Origin of the sequence: Streptomyces sp. NPDC090445 (assembly GCF_044769385.1) — a bacterium.
GTDB lineage: Bacteria > Actinomycetota > Actinomycetes > Streptomycetales > Streptomycetaceae > Streptomyces.
The window spans coordinates 335867-352890 of the sequence record NZ_JBIVXV010000001.1 but is presented as its reverse complement, the minus strand read 5'-3'; the positions used below and the strand labels follow the sequence as shown (position 1 = coordinate 352890).

Genomic DNA, 17024 nt, shown 5'->3' with positions numbered 1-17024 from the left:
GCTCGTTACCAGGACGTACCATCGGCCACTCCCTGCTGGACCCGGCGGGTAAGGACTTGGCGCCGTGCAAGACCGCGGTGGACCGTAGCTCTCGGTGGGGGAAGATCGAACCACCCGTCCGACGGGATCACAGCCACTTCGCTGGGCTGGCGCTCGTTGTTCGGGAGCGGCATCCTCGCGGAGGTCAAGACCGATCCCCCGCTCTCGGGCAAGAGCAGGTACTCCATCCCGGGACCAGGACGTCCATGGCGTGGGCGGCCTGGTGAGGCACAACAGCGTTGCCGAGCAACCGGAGCTGAGCGGAGCCGGCCGTCTGCGGTCCCTCGCCTTCGATCACTCCGGCGACCTGCTCGCCGCGAGCGGCGGCGATGGCACCGTATGCCTCTGGCGCGGCACCACCGGCGAACACGTCAGCCGGTTCGCCAACCCCAGCGGCTGGGCCCGTGCCGTCGCCCTCGACAGCCCCGGAAAGCGGCTGGCCATCGGCGGCGGCAACGGTGAGATCCACATCCGGAGCGTGTCCGACGACCGGTTCACCGCCCATCTTCCGGGCCACACCGGCCGGGTCCTCATGGCCGCGTTCCTCGACGCCCCAGACTCCCTGGTGTCGGCTGCGGCCGACGGCACGGTGTGCCTGTGGTCACTGTCCGAGCAGCGACAGCTCGCAGAAGTACCCGTCGACGCGTCGCTGCACTGTGCGGCCTTCGACCGGGCCACCGGGCACGTGGTCGTCGGCAGCGCCGCCGGCACTGTCGCCCTCTCCGTCCGCCCTCGATGAACCATCGTGAAGGAAGTCCGCACACCATGACTCAGCCCGCCCCCGTCGTCGTCGGCAACGCCGCAGGCTCCTTCGCCTGGGGTGTCCTGCACGACCGACACCCCGCCCTGATCGAGCGTGTCCGCCAGGCCACTCCCTACCCGCCCGAGCAGCAGCGCGCCCTGGACACCCTCTTGGAGGAAACAGCCGAGGACGGCGTGATCCTCCCCCTGCCCGACTCTGAGCCCGGAGCGGACCAGTGGCAGCAGTGGGGCAAGGAGTACTTCGGAGCCCGCTGGGTGGACGCCCCGTTCCTCTGGGCGGAGAGCTACTTCTACCGCAAGCTCCTGGCCGCCCTCGGCTACTTCACCCCGGGGCCCTGGCAGGGAATCGACCCCTTCGCCCCCTTCAAAAGTGCCGAGCTCGCGGGTCCGACCGTCGACGCCGAGCTGACCGCCCTCGCACGGCTGCCCGAGCTCCAACTCGACGAGCAGGACCGTACGCTCCTCCGCTCCTCCGCTCCTCCCTCTGGGGCAACCGCGCCGACCTCGGCTTCGCCCCCTCCTCGCTGACAGCGATCGGCGAGCACCTCATGCTCTTCGAACGTGGATCGCTTCCCAGAAGCCCCTCGGTGACCGACGGCAGTGCGCTGGCCCGTGTGCCTGAGAGCTTCAACACGTGCGAACTGGCGGGCGTACTCATCAAGAGTTCTCTGTCCCACCCGATGGGCGCGCTATCGAGGTGTCGCGGCGCACGCCGCGCAACCCGCCCGGTGACGGTCATGCTTGCCGCGCATCCGGCAAGGCCCCCTCTGCCAGTGACCGCGGCCGACACCCCACCGGAAGGAGGGGATGGTCGGCCTGCCAGAGGTGCGACCACCCCCACTCGTTGGCTAGGGTCCCAGCCCCACGATGGAGCTCTCGAAGTCGAGAGCTCAGAGAGGCGTGATTGTCGTGTCACTCGACGCGCGTCTTCATCGTCATGGTGAGCAAATCTCCGCAGGTCACATGGGGCGTGGCACGACCAGCCCTTGATTGCGGCTCCTGCCCAGGGCCTCCGACCTGCGGCTTGCTGACGAATCGCGGGATACTGTTGGCGCTCGCCAGCGTCCGGCCTCGTGTACGGGTTCGCCGATCAGTTGATCTCTCGGTCCAGGCCGGACCAGTACGGCTGGCGGAGCTTGAATTTCTGGATCTTGCCCGTGGCGGTGCGCGGGATGGCGTCGCGGAATTCGACGGTCGTGGGTGCCTTGTAGCCGGCCATCCGCTGCTTGCAGTGGGCGATGATGTCGGCCTCCTGTGCCGTCGCTCCTTCGGCAAGGACCACGAGGGCCTTGATCGTCTCGCCCCACTTCTCGTGCGGCACACCGATGACGGCGACCTCGGCGACCGCCGGATGGCTGAAGATTGCGTCCTCCACCTCGATCGACGAGACGTTCTCGCCGCCGGTGATGATCACGTCCTTCTTCCGGTCGGAAATCGTCAGGTGGCCGTCGGTCTCGTCGAGCGTGCCGCCGTCGCCGGTGTGGAACCAGCCGTCCTCGAGTGCTGCCGTGGTCTCCTGCGGCTTGTCCCAGTAGCCGTCGAGCACGACGTTCGACCGGGCCAGGACCTCGCCGGACTCAGAGACCTTCAGCTTGACCCCGAGCGCCGGCAGCCCCGCGCGGGACAGCTTGCGCGCCCGCTCCTCGGCGGGCAGTTCGGCGTCGGCAGGCCTGGCCCGGTTGAAGGTGAGCAGGAGCGAGGTCTCGGTCAGGCCGTAGATCTGGGTGAACTCCCAGCCCAGTTCCTCGTCCATCCGCTGGATCATCTTGGTCGGCGGGGGTGCCCCGGCGCAGACGGTCCGTACGCGGTCGCGGCCCGGGATCTCGCCCTCCCAGGTCGCCGCCGCATCAAGCACGGCGTTCCACACCGCGGGCGCGCCGCACATAAGCGTGACACCGTGTTCGTCGACCCGACGCAGGATTTCGGCGCCGTCGACCTTGCGCAGCACCACCTGCTTGACGCCGAGGCCGGCCATCACATACGGCATGCCCCAGCCGTTGCAGTGGAACATCGGCAGCGTGTGCATATAGACATCGCGTTCCCACACACGGGTGTGCAGCCCGAAGGTAAGCCCGTTGACCCAGATGTTGCGGTGGGTCAGCTGCACGCCCTTGGGCCGGGCGGTGGTGCCCGACGTGTAGTTGATCGTCGCGGTGGCGTCCTCGTCCGGGTTCGACCACGGGCGCGGATCGACGCCGAACCGCATCAGCTCGCTGTCGGTCTGCTCACCGAGAACGAACCGGTGGCGCGCCGTGATGCCGGAGAGCGCATCGTCCAGCTCCGGGTCGACGAGCAGGACTGAAGACCCGCTCTGCTGTAGCACGTAGTCGACCTCTTCGGGCTTGAGGCGGAAGTTGACCGGCACACAGATCCGGCCGCTCATCGGCACCGCGAACAACAGCTCAAGCATCCGCGCCGAGTTGTGGCTGACCACCGCCACCCGCTCGCCCTCACCGACGCCGAGCGCATCCAGCCCCGCCTGCCAGGCTCGAACCCGCTCGCCAAACCGCCCATACGTCGACCCGGGCACCGGCGGGCCGGGCTGTTTCGGCTCGTCGATCACACCGGGGCTGGAGGAGAACCCCAGCTCCGCCCGGTCGAGGAAGTCCGCGACGGTCATCGGAATGCGCATTGCTCTCTCCTGTATCGGGACAACTGCTTCAGGCAATGGGGAGTCTGGCACCTGCTGCTTGGGTCACCTGGAACAACGGCTTGAGGGGCAGGTGGGACGGCGCCTCGGTCAGGATGCCAACCGCAATTGAAAAGGAATGACACCTGATCCTGACGGCTTGAAGACGTCGTCGGAGCGCCCGACGTAGGTGAGGTAGCCGTCCGCGTCGCGCGCGGCGATGTCGCCCGTGCGGTAGAGCCCGTCCGCCATGGCCTCGGCGGTGCGCTCCTCGTCGTCGCGGTAGCCGGTCATCACCCCGGCCGGGCGCCGGCCGAGGTCCACGCAGACCTCGCCCTCGTCCGGGGAGGCCTTGCCGGTGACCGGGTCGAGGAGGACGATCTCGTAGCCGGGCGCGGGCCGCCCCATCGAGCCGGGCTTCACCCGCGCGCCGGGGAAGTTGCCGATCTGGAGGGTCGTCTCGGTCTGGCCGAACCCGTCGCGGATGGTGACGCCCCACGCGTCGCGGACCTTCTCGATGACCTCGGGGTTGAGGGGCTCGCCGGCGGCGACCGCCTCGCGCGGCGGGTTGCGCAGCTTTCCCAGATCGGACTGGATCAGCATCCGCCATACGGTGGGCGGGGCGCAGAAGCTGGTCACGCCGTGCCGGTCCATCTCCGCCATCAGCCGCTCCGCGTCGAAGCGGGTGTAGTTGTACACGAAGGCGGTGGCGCCGGCGTTCCACGGGGCGAAGAGGTTGGAATAGGCGTGCTTGGCCCAGCCGGGCGAGGCGATGTTGAGGTGCACGTCGCCGGGCTGCAGCCCGAGCCAGTACATGGTGGACAGGTGCCCGATCGGGTACGAGGCGTGGGTGTGCTCGACGAGCTTGGGGCGGGCGGTCGTCCCGGAGGTGAAGTACAGCATCAGCGGGTCGGCGGCGAGGGTCTCGCCGTCCGGGGTGAAGGCCGGGTCGGCCCCGTACATGTCCTCCAGGCGCCGCCAGCCGGTGGGCACCTGCGGTCGCGGTCCGGCGGCGATCCTCGTGTAGTTGCCCGGGACGCCGTCGAACTTGCCGGTGTCCTCGGCGCGCACGACGACGTGGCGTACGCGGCCGCGTTCGATGCGGTCGTGCAGGTCGGCCGGGCCGAGCAGCGGGGTGGCGGGGATGATGACGGCGCGCAGCCGCATCGCACCGAGCATGACCTCCCACAGTTCGCGCTGGTTGCCGAGCATGACGAGGACCCGGTCGCCGGCCGCGACCCCCTGCTCGCGCAGCCAGTTGGCGGCGGAGCAGGAGCGTTCGGACAGCTCCCGGAAGGAGAGGCTGCGGCTCGTGCCGTCCTCCTCGGCGATGCGGAGCGCGTCGGCGGCGCCGGTGTCGCCGTGCGCGAGGTGGTCGAACCAGTCCTCGGCCCAGTTGAAGCGCTCGGGCCGCGGCCAGGCGAACCCGGCGCGGGCGCCCTCGTAGTCCTCGCGGTGGGCGAGGAGGAAGTCCCGCGCGGCACGGAACCCGGCGGCGGCGCCGCCGTTCCCGGCCGCCGCCCCTGCATTCTCGACGGTGTTGTGCGTCATGAGGGGCATCGTGCCGTGCCGGCCGCGCACCCCACCAGAGCCGGGTCAGCCGTGGATTGACCCGAAGCGGACGGAGCCCGCCCCGCCCGCTGCCCCGTCCGCGCCCCCGGCCATGTCGGCGAGCATCCGCTCCCCTTCTTCCAGGATGTCCTCCTTCTCCTGCCGGGTGGCCCCGCCGAAGAGCTCGACGGTGAGGCGGCCGCCGTCGTCCAGCCGCCACAGGCCGGCGAGGAACCCGTCGAGGAGGAGGGTGCAGTACGCCTGATTGCCCGCCCAGGTACGGCCCTTGAGGCCGGCCGGGACCACCCGGGTGCGGTCGGCGTGCGACAGCAGGAGGTTGTCGAACTCGGGCAGGAAGCGGGGCGGCGCCGGGGTGTCGGCCGGCGGGCGCGGCGCATCGGGCACGTCGAACAGCTCGACGCCGTTCTCGTCGCGGAAGACGGCCAGCTGCGGCCGCAGCCGCTCGAAGGATTCCCGCAGACGGGTGAGCCCGGCCCACACCTGCATGTCCTTGACGGAGGCGGGCCCGAACGCACGCAGATACCGCACCACGAGCCCGTCCACCCCCACGCCGAACACTTCTGCCTCTGCATCCGACGCTTCGCGGCCGAGCCAACACCCGACGGTGGTGAGCCGCACCTGCCCGCTGCGCCCCCACACCCCGCGCGGCGTGACCTGCACGAGCGGCAGCAGGCAGCGCGCGGCAACGGACAGGGCCTGCGGCTCGGCGTCGGGCCAGTGCTTCAGCAGCTCCTCGCGAATCTCCCCCATGGTGCGCGGCTCGGCCTCGACGAACGCGCGGGCGAGCCCGGTGAGCCGTTCGAGGTCCACCCCGACGAGGCCCTTGCGGAAGTTCCCCAGCTCCCGGTCGCGGGGCGCCTGGACGAGCGGCCGCAGGGTGAGGGCGTCCGCGGCGGTGTGCGTGTGAATGGTGGAGCGCATGGTGACCATGCGGACCACGCGGCGGGACTCCATCAGCCCGGCCAGCTCGTCGGGCCGGAACCCGGCGAGCCGTGCGTGCAGCTGGAAGTACGGGGGCTTCACGTTCTGCGCCTGGAGCCCGAGCAGGTGCGCGACGGCGTCCAACGCGGGCATCTCGGCGCGGCTGAGGAGTAGCTGCCGGGCGAGCGTGGCACGGTTCAGTGAACGGGTGTCGAGTACGGGGTGCGTCGTCCTGGAGGCCATGACAGCAAGCTATCCCCCATAGCGGACAGCCTCTGTCCGCAACCAAGAGGCACGCACTCACCCGCACATTCCCCCAACCCATACCGGGAGCTGACCTGCGATGCCGGAGCGCCCAGACCGCGATCCCCCACCGTCGCCGAAGCGACCGGGGTGGCGCCGCGCCACGCCCCCGCCCGCCACGCCCCCGGCCGAGACCCCCGGGAACCACCGCAGCGTGATCGACTCCGCGGTGTACCGCGACGGCAGACGCGTCGCATCCCCCACCACCCTCACGGAAACCTTCCGCCGGCTGCGCGAGCAGCCCGGCCGCATGGCCTGGATCGGCCTGCACCGCCCCACCGAAGCCGAACTCCTCTCCCTCGCCGATGAGTTCAACCTCCACGAGCTCGCCGTCGAAGACGCCCTCGAAGCCCACCAGCGCCCCAAGCTGGAGCGCTACGGCGACACCCTCTTCGTCGTCCTGCGCGCCGCCCGCTACCTGGACGCCCCGGAGGAGGTCGAGTTCAGCGAGCTCCACATCTTCGTCGGCCCGGACTTCCTGATCACCGTCCGCCACGGCGCCGCCCCCGACCTCCCGGCGGTACGCCTCCGCATGGAGGGGACCCCCGAGCTCCTCTCCCTCGGCCCGGAGGCCGCCCTGTACGCCATCCTCGACGCGGTGGTCGACGGCTACGCCCCCGTCGTCGCGGGCGTCCAGAACGACATGGACGAGATCGAGACCGAGGTGTTCCGCGGCGACCCGGAGGTCTCCCGCCGCATCTACGAACTCTCCCGCGAAATGGTCGAGTTCCAGCGCGCCACCCGCCCCCTGGTGGCCATGCTCCACGGCCTGATGGCCGGCTTCGCGAAATACGGCACGGAAGAGGAACTCCAGCGCTACCTCCGCGACGTGGCCGACCACGTCACCCACACCAGCGAACGCGTGGACGGCTTCCGCCAGGCCCTCACGGACATCCTCACGGTCAACGCAACCCTGGTCTCCCAACAACAGAACGCCGAAATGCGAGCCCTCGCCGAAGCCGGCTTCGAACAGAACGAGGAGATCAAGAAGATCTCGTCGTGGGCGGCCATCCTCTTTGCACCCACACTGGTGGGAACGATCTACGGCATGAACTTCGAGACCATGCCCGAACTCCACTGGGCGGCGGGCTACCCCTTCGCGGTCCTGCTGATGGCGGTGGTCTGCACGAGCCTGTACGTCATCTTCAAGAAGCGCGACTGGCTGTAGCGATCCACCGCACGAGCTTGATCGACTTAGCGCGAGCGAATCTCGAATGACTCCACCAGAAGCCCTGTGTGGAGAATCTGGGGAGAATGCGCGGCAAGGGGTCGCCCTGACTCAGCGCCATCGCTTCAACAGAGGCGGCGCCCGGCGCCGTCATCACTGACCGCGCTCTGGGGAACTTGCCGTTCGGTACGCCCTGGACGACTTCCGCCGCGGGGCAGAGCGTCTGGGCCGAGGTCGGCCTATGTGTAGTGATCTGGCTCCGTCCAGGTCCTCGGATTCGGCGACTGCTCCGCCGAACAGCTGCCTACGCCGAAGCCCGCCCGTCTCCGCAGCAACAAGCGGGCACTCACGGCCCAGCGGCTGCATATTCAGTGGCGACCGCGGAACAACGTGACTGTCCTGTGTGTAACAGTCGTTGCCCTCACGGTCGCCCTGCCACAGACTTCTGCCAAGTCGCTACCTGTTGCGGTTCTCTACCTCGCCACACGAGAGACCCGACCCACAGGCTCAAAACGCTTCGGACACCGGCGCGGCACAGCGGAAGCAGAAGCCAACCTCGGCTGCAGGGTCCGTCACAAGACGGGCCCTGGGCGCCAGGCTGCTGGTGGCGCACCGCGGGCACACAAACGGGCGCGACGGGTGCACCGTCTCCCCAGCGGCGTTCCGGTACTCGTAGACGGTGTGGTTCACCAGGTACTGGAAGGCCGCTGTCTCAGAATCGACGTGCTGGATGCCACAGAAGTAGCAGGTTGTCACGTAGTAGACGCGATCCGGCCTCCTTGTGTCGGGGACAGGGATCGGGGAGGGAACGTAGGCCCACTGAGAGCACTCGGGGCATTCCAGAGTCCGGCTGCGGAGGGGGCCCAGCTTGGGGGCGAGCGTGCGCAGGCGCTCCGTGGCGTATGCCTGGATATCGTGCAGCCCGGAACGGATGCGTATCAGCTCGTCCTCCACCTCATCCTGCTCGTCTTCGGTGAGGCGGCCAAGGATGTGGTCGTCGAGGAAGGGTATGAGAAACCCGAGCACCTTGGCGGTAAGCGTCTCGATCACCTGGGCATTCGCGGCCGAGCCCACCAGGCCGTAATGCTGCAGGGCGTTGCGCATCTTAGCGAGCTGGTCGAGCGCCTCGGCGTCCGGCTTCGCCACCGGGATTCCGACGATGTTCTCCAGCCGTTCGCGCGCCTCTTTGGGGGTGCAGCTGGTCAGTGTGCCGTTCTCCACCTCGTCGCGCACGGCCCGTCCAGGGTGGGAGAAGACCAGCGTCCAGTGCTCCATCTGCAGACGAGCCTTGAGAAGGACTTCCGCCCCAGCCGCCAGGTGCAGGACCGCGTACTTGAGATCTCGCGGGCTGGGGGCGTCCGCCTCCAGGCATTCCACGACGCTCACAAGGTAGTCCAGGCCGTTGGCCACCGGAGGAAAGTGGGGTGTACCGCCCGGAAGTTCGGACTCGCGGACCACGTGGTAGCCGGAAGCGTAGTCCCTGCCGATTCTGCTGATCTGCCCCTCGAAGGTGATGGGGACGCCGTACTTCATGTTGTGTCTCCGGGTGCGGAACGGGCGTTTCAGCCCAGAGTGTCAATCTCCGGTCGAGGAAGAGCATGGCCGGGGGTCGGCTTATGCGCTCCAGCGTTGCTCTGCAGAATGGAACACCAGTCTGACGCAGACCGTCGCACGGGTTTCTGTTGGGCCGGGGATAACCAATCCCAACTCACCAACGAGAACGGGTGGCACAGCATGTGCTGTGCCACCCGTTCTCAGGCAAGGGCAAGGTCGTCTGGGACGTACTGAGGGGCCTCTCCGAGCAGCGCATCGACTGCCGCACGGCCCTTGCCGCCCGCCTCGGGCATGAAGTGGGCGTAGTGGTCGAGGGTGATGGTCGGGCTGGAGTGACCGAGCCACCGGGCGAGGGTGACCACGGACTCGCCCGCCTCGAGGATCACGGAGGCGTAGGTGTGCCGGAGGACGTGGAAGCCGTCCTTGCGGGATGCCTTCCAGCGCTGGCCCTTCTCCCGCATGGGGATCACTCCGGCCTTCGCGAGGGCGGGCTTCCACACCTCGTCGTTGAAGATGTTGGCGCGGATCGCGTTGCCGTAGGTCGTGGCGAGGACCAGCGGGAAGGAGCGCTTCTCCCGATCGGCTTCGGGGCCACCCCAGGGCAGCTCGACCTCGACAGCCGGATGCCGCAGGAAGTGTGCGCGCAGCTCGCCGGCCACCGAAGGCGGCATGTCGACGACGCGGGTCTTCCCGCCCTTGGGAAGGGTGAAGTACAGGCGCCCGTATAGGAGCTGGACCTGTCGACGGACGCGGATGAGGCCGCGCTCGAAGTCGACGTCCGCCGGCGACAGCCCGAAGACCTCCCCCTGGCGCAGCCCACACCCGAGAGCGACGACGACAGCGATCCGGTACCGCTGGTTGATGACGTCCCGCACCCGCTGTGCGGTCTCCAGCAGCCACGCCTCCCGCTGGTCGTCGGGAGCCTTGGGCCAGCGCACCGACTTGGCGCGCATCGGGTTGCGGACCAGGCGCTTGTCGTCGATCGCCGTCTCGAAGACGTTCGAGAGGGTGGTGAGGATCTGCCGGGCGTAGCGCGGTGCGCACTCGCCTTCGAGCGTGGCGATGTAGCCGCGCAGGACGGACGCGGAGACGTCCCGCAGCGCCACCTCGCCGATGTGCGGAAGGACGTGGAGGCGCACGCGCTCGTCGACCCGCTTGACCGTGCCCGGTGCGCCCCGTACGCCCGCCTGCCAGTGGCGCGTGACGTAGTCGGCGAGGGCGATGGAGCCGTCGCGCGGGTCGACGAATTCGCCCCGCTCGCTGTCGGTGCCCGCCCTCCGGAGCCACGCCTTGGCGTCCTCCAGGGTGTCGAACGACATGCCCCGGACCCCTGGGATGCCCGCGACCCGGTAGCGACTCCCCTTTCCGTACCGGGCGGTGCGCTCGCGCTTGCCGGTGACGGGGTCCTTCTTCTTGTTGATCCAGCGGTCTTCGATGTAGCCGGCCAAGTGTTTCCTTGCAGGTAGGGGGTCGGGAGGGGCGGCCGGGAGGTGTCAGACGGTTGCCAAGTAGGCGGCGCGCCGCTGCGGTGCGGCGCTCACGGGGTTGAGGGCGGGGTTGGATCGGGAATCCGCCTGCTCCTGCTCCCGTATCCAGGCATCGAGCGCATCGATCCGGTACGTCACTCGCCCGCGGGCACCCATGCGGAAGCTCGGGGGCCCCTGGCGCCGGTGACGCCAGACGTAAAGCGTCTTGGGTGAAATGCCGAGATATTCAGCCGCGTCATGCACCCCAAGAAACGCGCGACCAATGGCCGGACGGTGACGGAATGTGGCAGCGCTGACGGAGGAGAGCGGGTCGATAGAAGACAAGCGAGAATCCTTAAGGCTGAAGAAGGGAATGAAAGCGCCCTGCCACCCATGGGTGACGAAGACGTCCAGGACCACCCATGGTCCGGAGAATCCCCGGTTTCGGAAACCGGGGATCGTCGGCTATATTCCGCCCACCCCGGCCCGAGCCGGGCGGATCGGCACCGTCGCCAGCAAGATCTGCGGAGGGGTTCCGAGGGCGGCAGCGATGGCGATGAGGTCGTCGATGTCGCAACGTCGGACCGTGCGTTCGATGCGGGAGAGCGCGGTGAAGGTCATGGGGCGACCGAGTGCGGTGACCCGGGCGGCGAGCTGGCGCTGGGAGTAGCCACGGGCCACGCGGGTGAGTTCGATGGCGTGGGCGGCGGCGCGTCCGGCGGGTCCGATTTCGAGAGGGCGTGGCGGCATTGGTGTGTTGTAGCTTGCCCGCCGGATGTTCGGGAAGGCATTCCCCGTCTGCTGTGAGCGATCCGTGCTGCCGGTGAATATCGTGGGTGATTTCGCCGACCGGCGTTTCGGGTTTACGGTCATGCGACCGGAAAACCTTTCACGGCCGCTTGAGCCAAGTCTGGACTTCTGGACTCGGGGTGTGGCTGTGTTGTCCACGCACCCCGGCCCCGCCGGTTCCCTGCCCCGATTTCGAAAGGCGGTCGATCTCCATCGCCCGTATCCGCACCATCAAGCCCGAGGCCTTCGCCTCCGAGTCCCTGGCGGCCGTGTCCCTGAGCGCCGAGCGGACCTTCTTCGGCCTGCTCACCCAAGCCGACGACAAGGGCCGCATCCGCGACCAGGCCGCCGTCATCGCCGGGCAGCTGTGGTCGCTACGCCGCGAACACGGCCCGGTGGAGGTCGAGGAGGATCTGACGCAGCTCGACGCGGCCGGCCTGATCTGCCGCTACGAAGGCGAGGACGGAAGGCAGTACCTGCACGTCGTCGCCTTCGCCCTCCACCAGAAGATCAACCGCCCCAGCATCAGCAGGATCCCGTCCTGCCCGCACCACGACCTCGGCGTCCCGCGTGAGCCCTCACTGCCGGTGCACGGAGCCGTCACGGAGGCCTCCAGGACGGGTCAGGCAGCAGACAGGGAGCCTGCCGTGAGCCGAGAATCTGCAGGTCAAGGGCCGTTCAGTGAGTCCTCACAGCCGGTTGAGGAAGGGCTCACGGAGCCTGACGTGAGCCCTCAGCGTCCGGATCTAGGACCTAGGAACAGGGAGCTAGGAACTACCCCGTTGGGGGGCGCGAGCGCCCCCGCGCCCCAGACCGTCTCGGCGAAGGACCTCGTCACCGAGTACGTCGCGGCCTGCGAACACCGTCCGCCCACGAGCGTGCTCGGGCAGCTCGGACGAGAAGCCGCCAAGCTCCTCGCCGAGGGCATCGACCCCGCCCACGTACGAGCCGGTCTGGACCGCCAGCGGACCAAGGGCCTTCACCCGAAGACCCTGGCCAGTGTCGTGCACGAGGTCATGAACGCGGGGGTGCCCACGACCGCCGTCACCCACCGTCCCTGGACCAACCCCACCGACGTCGCCGCTGCCTACGGGGGTGCGCTCTGACCGCCACCACCCTGCCCCAGCCGTCCGGTCAGGCCGTCCGGGCCGTGGCGGGCATCCTGGCCCGCCGGGGCATGGACCCCGTCATCGGCTCGGAGGAACCGGAGCCCACGCCTGAGCCTGTCAGCGCACTGGAACTGGCCGACGCCCGGATCCCTCCGCGATACCGGCACGCCCGCGCCGATCACCCCCAAGTCACCGCCTGGGTGGACGAGATCACGCGTGCCGGGCGCCCCGGCCCGAGCGGGACGCGGGGCATCGCAGAGGGCCCGTCGCTGCTGATCGCAGGTCCCACCGGCACCGGCAAGACCCACCAGGCCTACGGGGCCGTACGTGCCCTGCTCGCTGCCAGCGTCCGCCTTCGCTGGGAGGCGGTCGCAGCCGCCGACCTGTACGCCCGCCTGAGGCCGCGCCCAGGGCTCGACGCGGAACGTGAGCTGCACACCCTGGCCCGCTGCCCGCTGTTGCTCCTGGACGACCTTGGCGCCGCCAAGGGCAGCGAGTGGACGGAGGAGCTGACCTACCGGCTGATCAACCACCGGTACGAGTACCTGCGCCCCACCCTGCTCACGACCAACCTTCCCATCCCCCAGCTCCGCACCGCCCTCGGCGACCGCGTCGCTTCCCGCCTCTCCGAGATGACCCACCGGGTCATCCTCGACGGCGCCGACCGCCGCCGCACCTTCCTTAGCGCTTGAACACGCCAACCCTTGGGAGCACCAACCGCTTGACCACCACCTCCCACCGCACGCAGACGGCCGAGCGGTGCGCCCTGGCCGTCGCAGGCTGCGTCATCGTCGCGCTCACCACAGCAGGATTCTGGCTTTCCTACGCCCATCTCGCCGAAGTCGCGGGGCAGCACGGCCTCAGCGCTTCCCCAGCCCGCCAGTGGGCGTGGCCGGCAACGCTCGATGCCTTCATCGTCGCCGGGGAAGTGCTCATGCTCCGCGCCAGCCTCCGCCGGGAAACCGACGGGTGGGCGATCGCCCTCACCGCTGCCGGATCACTGGGCTCCATCGCCCTCAACGTCGCCGGCGTCAGCAGCACCAACGGCGTCCCGGCCCCGGCCCTCGACTACGTCGTCGCCGCTGTCCCACCAGCAGCCGCGCTCTTCGCCTTCGGCGTCCTCATGCGGCAGATCCACCGCCACGTCGCCTCCGACGACTCCCGCCACCATTGCCTTCCGGCAGGAGAGACCACAGTGCATCCCGCAGACCTGAATCGTCCCCGCGCGCAATCCGCCACAGCGCCGCGTCCGGACCCGGAAAGGTTTGAGGGCTGGGAGGGTGACCGCCCCACTCCGGCTGACGCCGTACAGGGCGCATCCGCCGATGTGGCGGAAGAGGCCGACCAAGTGGCGGAAGCCCACGTCCCGCCGAAGAAGCGCACCGGTCGCAAGCCCGCCGCCACCGACGACGAGCTCTTCACCATCGCCCTCACCGCCCCGCTCGGACGCGATGGACGCGCGTCAAGCCGCCACATCGAGACGGCTGTCCGCGCTCGCGGCCTCCCCATCGGCAGGGACCGCCGGAACAAGATCACCCGGAAGGTCCAGGATGCACTCAACAGCGGCCGAGCGGACGCCGCGTAGGCCTCGTCCGAAAGTCACATTGCTCCCCCGCGCATCCGTCGCGGGGCGAGCTGGCGTTCGTCCGCCCCATTCCCTCAACGCCGAAGCCGTTCCAGCCCGACCAACAGGAGGCACGCTCTTACAGGACGAACCCACTGCCACGCATCCCCACAACCTCCAAGCAGGCGACGCCTACCCAAGCTCCAGACGGAGCAAGTTATCGGCCAAGACGCTCTTCCCCGTCAGGGGAGAGCGTCTCGGCCGCTCCCGCCCCTGGAGTGGCGGGAGCGGACCGGAGCCAGGGGGCACCGGTCCGCCAAGCAGCGACCGACGACGGATCGCAGCCGAGGGATGAGCAGCAGCCTGCGTGCGAAGCCGCGTCACCTCCGCTGCCCCGCCAAAGCGCGTACACGACGACGCACCACAGAGACGACCAGCGCTCCAAAGCATGCAGCGTCTGTCTGCACGACTACGAGCACGCGCTCGTCGCGACCGCCGCCAGGGCCGTCGATCGTCGGCGTCGCCAGCTTCCTCGCCCGAGCGACCCACAAGGCGGTCCCCGGCCTCAGGATCGCCCTGCAGACGTACCGCCGTCACCTGAGCGCGCGGAGCATGGTGGTGTACACCGGGGCGTCGGGGAACGGCTGCTGGTCACCGATGTGCTGGTACCCCCACCTCTCGTAGAGGGCCTTCACCTTCGGGTGTCCGGGCTCGACGAGCAGCGTGACGCGCTCCTCAGTGCGGCTGGCCAGCAGTTCCTCGTGGATCCGGTGCGCTAGGCCCGTGCCCCTCCAGGGAGCCCGGACCATGATCTCGAAGAGGGCGAGGGTTCGAGTGCCGTCCTCGGTCGTATCCGCCTCGGGAAGCGGCTGGAGCATGTGGGCCCACCAGCCGGTGTTGTGGGGCAGGGCCGCGGCGTAGGCGTAGCCGGCAGCCTCGCCACCGTCGTAGGCGACCACGGCCTCCCAGGACGGGCGGGAGGAGTGGCCGGTGAGACGACCCTCGAAGCGGTCGACGGAGAAGAACGGGTCCTCGCCGATCTCCTTCTCGTACACCTCGGCGTACACGCCGACCAGGGTGGGGCGGATGGTGGGCAGCTGGTCGGTGCCGTAGCGGTGGAGGGTGATCTCCGGGGTGGGCATGGTGCTCCTTGTCGCGTGCGGGTTCAGGCAGTGCGGGTGCGGTCGTTCCACTGGCGGGTGACGGCGGCCTTGGGGGCCGCCTGGTTGAGTGCGGAGGTGAAGCTGCCCAGGAGGTGGGGGACCCGGCCGGCGTCGGCGCCGGTCGGGGCGATGACGCGGGTGGCGGTGGCAACGGACTGCTCGACGTCGCCCTGCGCGACCTGCGCGAGGGCCGCTTGGGAGAGGTAGTAGGCGCGGTTGCGGTGCTGGTCGTCGCGGAGGTCGGCGATGCACCGGTGGGCATGAAACTCGGCCTTCTCCGCCTCGCCGAGCCGGTAGTGGGTGATGCCGGTCAGGCCGTGGAGCTCACCCCGGGTGTAGAAGGCGACGGAGGACGGACGGGCCTCGGCGGGATCGGCTCGGTCGTAGGCACCGTGGGCCCGGTCCAGGGCCCGGAGGGCCCTGGTCTTGTCACCGAGGCTGGCGGCGGTCAGGGCGATGCGGGAGTGGGTCAGCGAGGCGTAGAGGGGGTCGGCGCGGTGCGCCCGGGTGCCCGTGCAGGCTTCGGCCGCGGCAAGGGCGTCGGCGTACCGGCCGCGCTGTCCGGCGAGCATGGCGGCGTACCGCCAAGTCTGGTGCTGGACCTGACCGTCTCCGGAAAGTCCCGCGAGCGTGACGGACTGCTCCAGGTAGCGCTGGGCCTCCCCCAGCCGGCGGGCATCGATGGCGGAGAACATGGCGAAGGCCGTGAAGGACGCGGCGACGCCATAGAGGCGGGAGCGGACGCGCTGGCTGGCGGAGCCGTGCTGCTGGAGGCTGATCGTACGGGCGGCGAGGTCGGCGGCGCGCTTCTCCAAAACGGGGCCGCCGCCGTTCTGGTCGTCCAGGAGCCACAGTTCGGCCAGGAGGACGCGCAGGCGGTCGACGTCGGAGTGTCCGACGGTGGGTCGGGTGGCTGCGCTCGCGGTGCCGGTGGACACGGCGACGGCGGCGCCGGTGGCTACGGAGATGAAGCTTCGACGGCCAAGCACAGGGTCCTCCAGTCGTGCTGAGGGCGTTGCGGGGCGGGGGCGGGCACGGGGCACGAACCCCAGGTCGGTCCCCGGAAGCCCGGAAACGGCCTCCAGGGCCTGCCACTGGCGGTCCTGGGGTGAGCGGTTCTCTCCCGACAGCCACCGGTAGACCGTCCGTTCGGTGACGGCGCCGCGGTGGCCGGTGAGGTCCGCCATCGCGTCGTTGACCTGCTCGGCAAGAGCGCCGGCACTGAGCCCGTGTGCCTTCATCCAGGTCTCTAATTCCGCGTTCCGCTTCCGCACCATGCAGTCACGGTAGAGGCGGGGCCGCCATCCGAGGTAGCGCAGGTCGGGACTTTTCGTCAGTGGTCACGCGAGTAGCTGCGAGCGGATTCGTCATGTCCAACACGGCTCGCATACTGGTTACTTGTCCGCACAGCCGAACCGGCAGCAGGCGGATGGGAGCGGAATCGTGACCGTACTCGCGCACGAAATGGCGGCAGCCCCGGCGGAGGTGCCCACGGTCACCTCCGCCAACCAGAAGACCGTGATCGCTTCCGCGGCTGCCGCCGTCGCCGGGGACGTCGAGGCCGCCCTCACCCTCGCCGACCACCACCCGGCTGGGGAGGCGGCCGTACGGCTGCGGGAGCGGCTGCGCGGGCGCATCCATACCCTCGCGCTGCCCGCCGAACGGTACGCGGACCTGGGGCCGGAGAGCCGGGAGAAGGACATCGCGGCCAGCACCGTGCGGTTCGCCCGCAAGGTCGCCCGGGACTGCGGGAGCGATCCGGCGATAGCGCTGCGGCTGCTGGCCAAGTCGGTGGCCCACCTCGCCCGGAACACGGACCTCCTGCGGCTTGTCTGAACCGCCTCCGGCGCCGGCCTGCCTGGGGCGTCGGCGCCGGAAGCCCTACACCTGCCCGGCCGCAGCAGGTGACCGCAGCACCTCGCCGACACCGGTGAGGCGGGTCGGCTCCCCCGGATACGGGCGAGGAGCCGGCCACTATGCCCCGG

The 17024-nt window shown here is 69.6% G+C and carries 15 protein-coding genes and 1 pseudogene; 7 read left to right on the top strand and 9 right to left on the bottom strand.

The window, feature by feature from the left end; translation table 11 throughout:
* Window positions 1-250: 250 nt before the first annotated feature.
* Both ACIQUT_RS01595 and ACIQUT_RS01590 read left to right on the top strand, forming a co-directional pair.
* Window positions 251-778 (top strand): WD40 repeat domain-containing protein, encoded by a 528-nt coding sequence (locus tag ACIQUT_RS01595; protein WP_403558058.1) that lies wholly within the window; start codon window positions 251-253, stop codon window positions 776-778.
* A 26-nt stretch (window positions 779-804) separates the two neighbouring features.
* Entirely contained in the window at window positions 805-1329 is a 525-nt protein-coding gene (locus ACIQUT_RS01590; protein WP_403558056.1) for a hypothetical protein, read from the top strand.
* A 562-nt stretch (window positions 1330-1891) separates the two neighbouring features.
* Here ACIQUT_RS01590 and ACIQUT_RS01585 read toward each other — a convergent pair.
* The 3 genes and pseudogenes from ACIQUT_RS01585 to ACIQUT_RS01575 all read right to left on the bottom strand — a co-directional run bounded on the left by ACIQUT_RS01585 (window position 1892) and on the right by ACIQUT_RS01575 (window position 6166).
* Window positions 1892-3433: an AMP-binding protein gene (locus tag ACIQUT_RS01585; protein ID WP_403558055.1), complete on the bottom strand. Its 1542-nt coding sequence runs from the start codon at window positions 3431-3433 to the stop codon at window positions 1892-1894.
* Between the two features lie 114 nt (window positions 3434-3547).
* Window positions 3548-4981, bottom strand: a pseudogene (locus ACIQUT_RS01580) (AMP-binding protein); the annotation flags it as partial.
* Between the two features lie 45 nt (window positions 4982-5026).
* Entirely contained in the window at window positions 5027-6166 is a 1140-nt protein-coding gene (locus ACIQUT_RS01575) for a winged helix DNA-binding domain-containing protein (protein WP_403558053.1), read from the bottom strand.
* A 100-nt stretch (window positions 6167-6266) separates the two neighbouring features.
* On the opposite strand from ACIQUT_RS01575, the gene ACIQUT_RS01570 reads away from it, so the two are divergent.
* Window positions 6267-7394 (top strand): magnesium and cobalt transport protein CorA, encoded by a 1128-nt coding sequence (locus tag ACIQUT_RS01570; RefSeq protein ID WP_403558051.1) that lies wholly within the window; start codon window positions 6267-6269, stop codon window positions 7392-7394.
* Window positions 7395-7901: 507 nt separating this feature from the next.
* Here ACIQUT_RS01570 and ACIQUT_RS01565 read toward each other — a convergent pair.
* From ACIQUT_RS01565 to ACIQUT_RS01550, 4 genes are all read right to left on the bottom strand, one after another.
* Window positions 7902-8927, bottom strand: a complete 1026-nt coding sequence (locus ACIQUT_RS01565; protein ID WP_403558049.1) for a hypothetical protein — start codon at window positions 8925-8927, stop codon at window positions 7902-7904.
* Window positions 8928-9148: 221 nt separating this feature from the next.
* On the bottom strand, window positions 9149-10396 hold the full coding sequence (locus ACIQUT_RS01560) for a tyrosine-type recombinase/integrase (protein ID WP_403558047.1): 1248 nt from the start codon (window positions 10394-10396) through the stop codon (window positions 9149-9151).
* A 45-nt stretch (window positions 10397-10441) separates the two neighbouring features.
* Window positions 10442-10759 carry a helix-turn-helix domain-containing protein gene (locus tag ACIQUT_RS01555; RefSeq protein WP_359238761.1) on the bottom strand — a complete coding sequence of 106 codons (318 nt, stop codon included), beginning with the start codon at window positions 10757-10759 and terminating at the stop codon, window positions 10442-10444.
* A 120-nt stretch (window positions 10760-10879) separates the two neighbouring features.
* Entirely contained in the window at window positions 10880-11164 is a 285-nt protein-coding gene (locus ACIQUT_RS01550) for a helix-turn-helix domain-containing protein (protein WP_403559268.1), read from the bottom strand.
* Between the two features lie 251 nt (window positions 11165-11415).
* Between ACIQUT_RS01550 and ACIQUT_RS01545 the strand changes: the two genes are divergently transcribed.
* The 3 genes from ACIQUT_RS01545 (at window position 11416) to ACIQUT_RS01535 (ending at window position 13897) form a co-directional block, all read left to right on the top strand.
* A complete protein-coding gene (locus tag ACIQUT_RS01545; RefSeq protein WP_403559265.1) occupies window positions 11416-12309 on the top strand; it encodes a hypothetical protein in 894 nt (297 codons plus the stop codon).
* 71 nt (window positions 12310-12380) lie between these two features.
* Complete coding sequence (locus tag ACIQUT_RS01540) at window positions 12381-13004, top strand: ATP-binding protein (RefSeq protein WP_403558045.1); 624 nt, start codon at window positions 12381-12383, stop codon at window positions 13002-13004.
* Window positions 13005-13033: 29 nt separating this feature from the next.
* Complete coding sequence (locus ACIQUT_RS01535) at window positions 13034-13897, top strand: DUF2637 domain-containing protein (protein WP_403558043.1); 864 nt, start codon at window positions 13034-13036, stop codon at window positions 13895-13897.
* 572 nt (window positions 13898-14469) lie between these two features.
* Here the strand turns inward: ACIQUT_RS01535 and ACIQUT_RS01530 are convergent.
* Entirely contained in the window at window positions 14470-15018 is a 549-nt protein-coding gene (locus tag ACIQUT_RS01530; protein WP_403558042.1) for a GNAT family N-acetyltransferase, read from the bottom strand.
* A 23-nt stretch (window positions 15019-15041) separates the two neighbouring features.
* Window positions 15042-16316: a Tat pathway signal protein gene (locus ACIQUT_RS01525; protein ID WP_403558040.1), complete on the bottom strand. Its 1275-nt coding sequence runs from the start codon at window positions 16314-16316 to the stop codon at window positions 15042-15044.
* Between the two features lie 166 nt (window positions 16317-16482).
* Here ACIQUT_RS01525 and ACIQUT_RS01520 point away from each other — a divergent pair, with 166 nt between their 5' ends.
* Window positions 16483-16875, top strand: coding sequence for a hypothetical protein (locus ACIQUT_RS01520; protein ID WP_403558039.1), 393 nt, complete (start codon window positions 16483-16485; stop codon window positions 16873-16875).
* Window positions 16876-17024 lie beyond the last annotated feature (149 nt).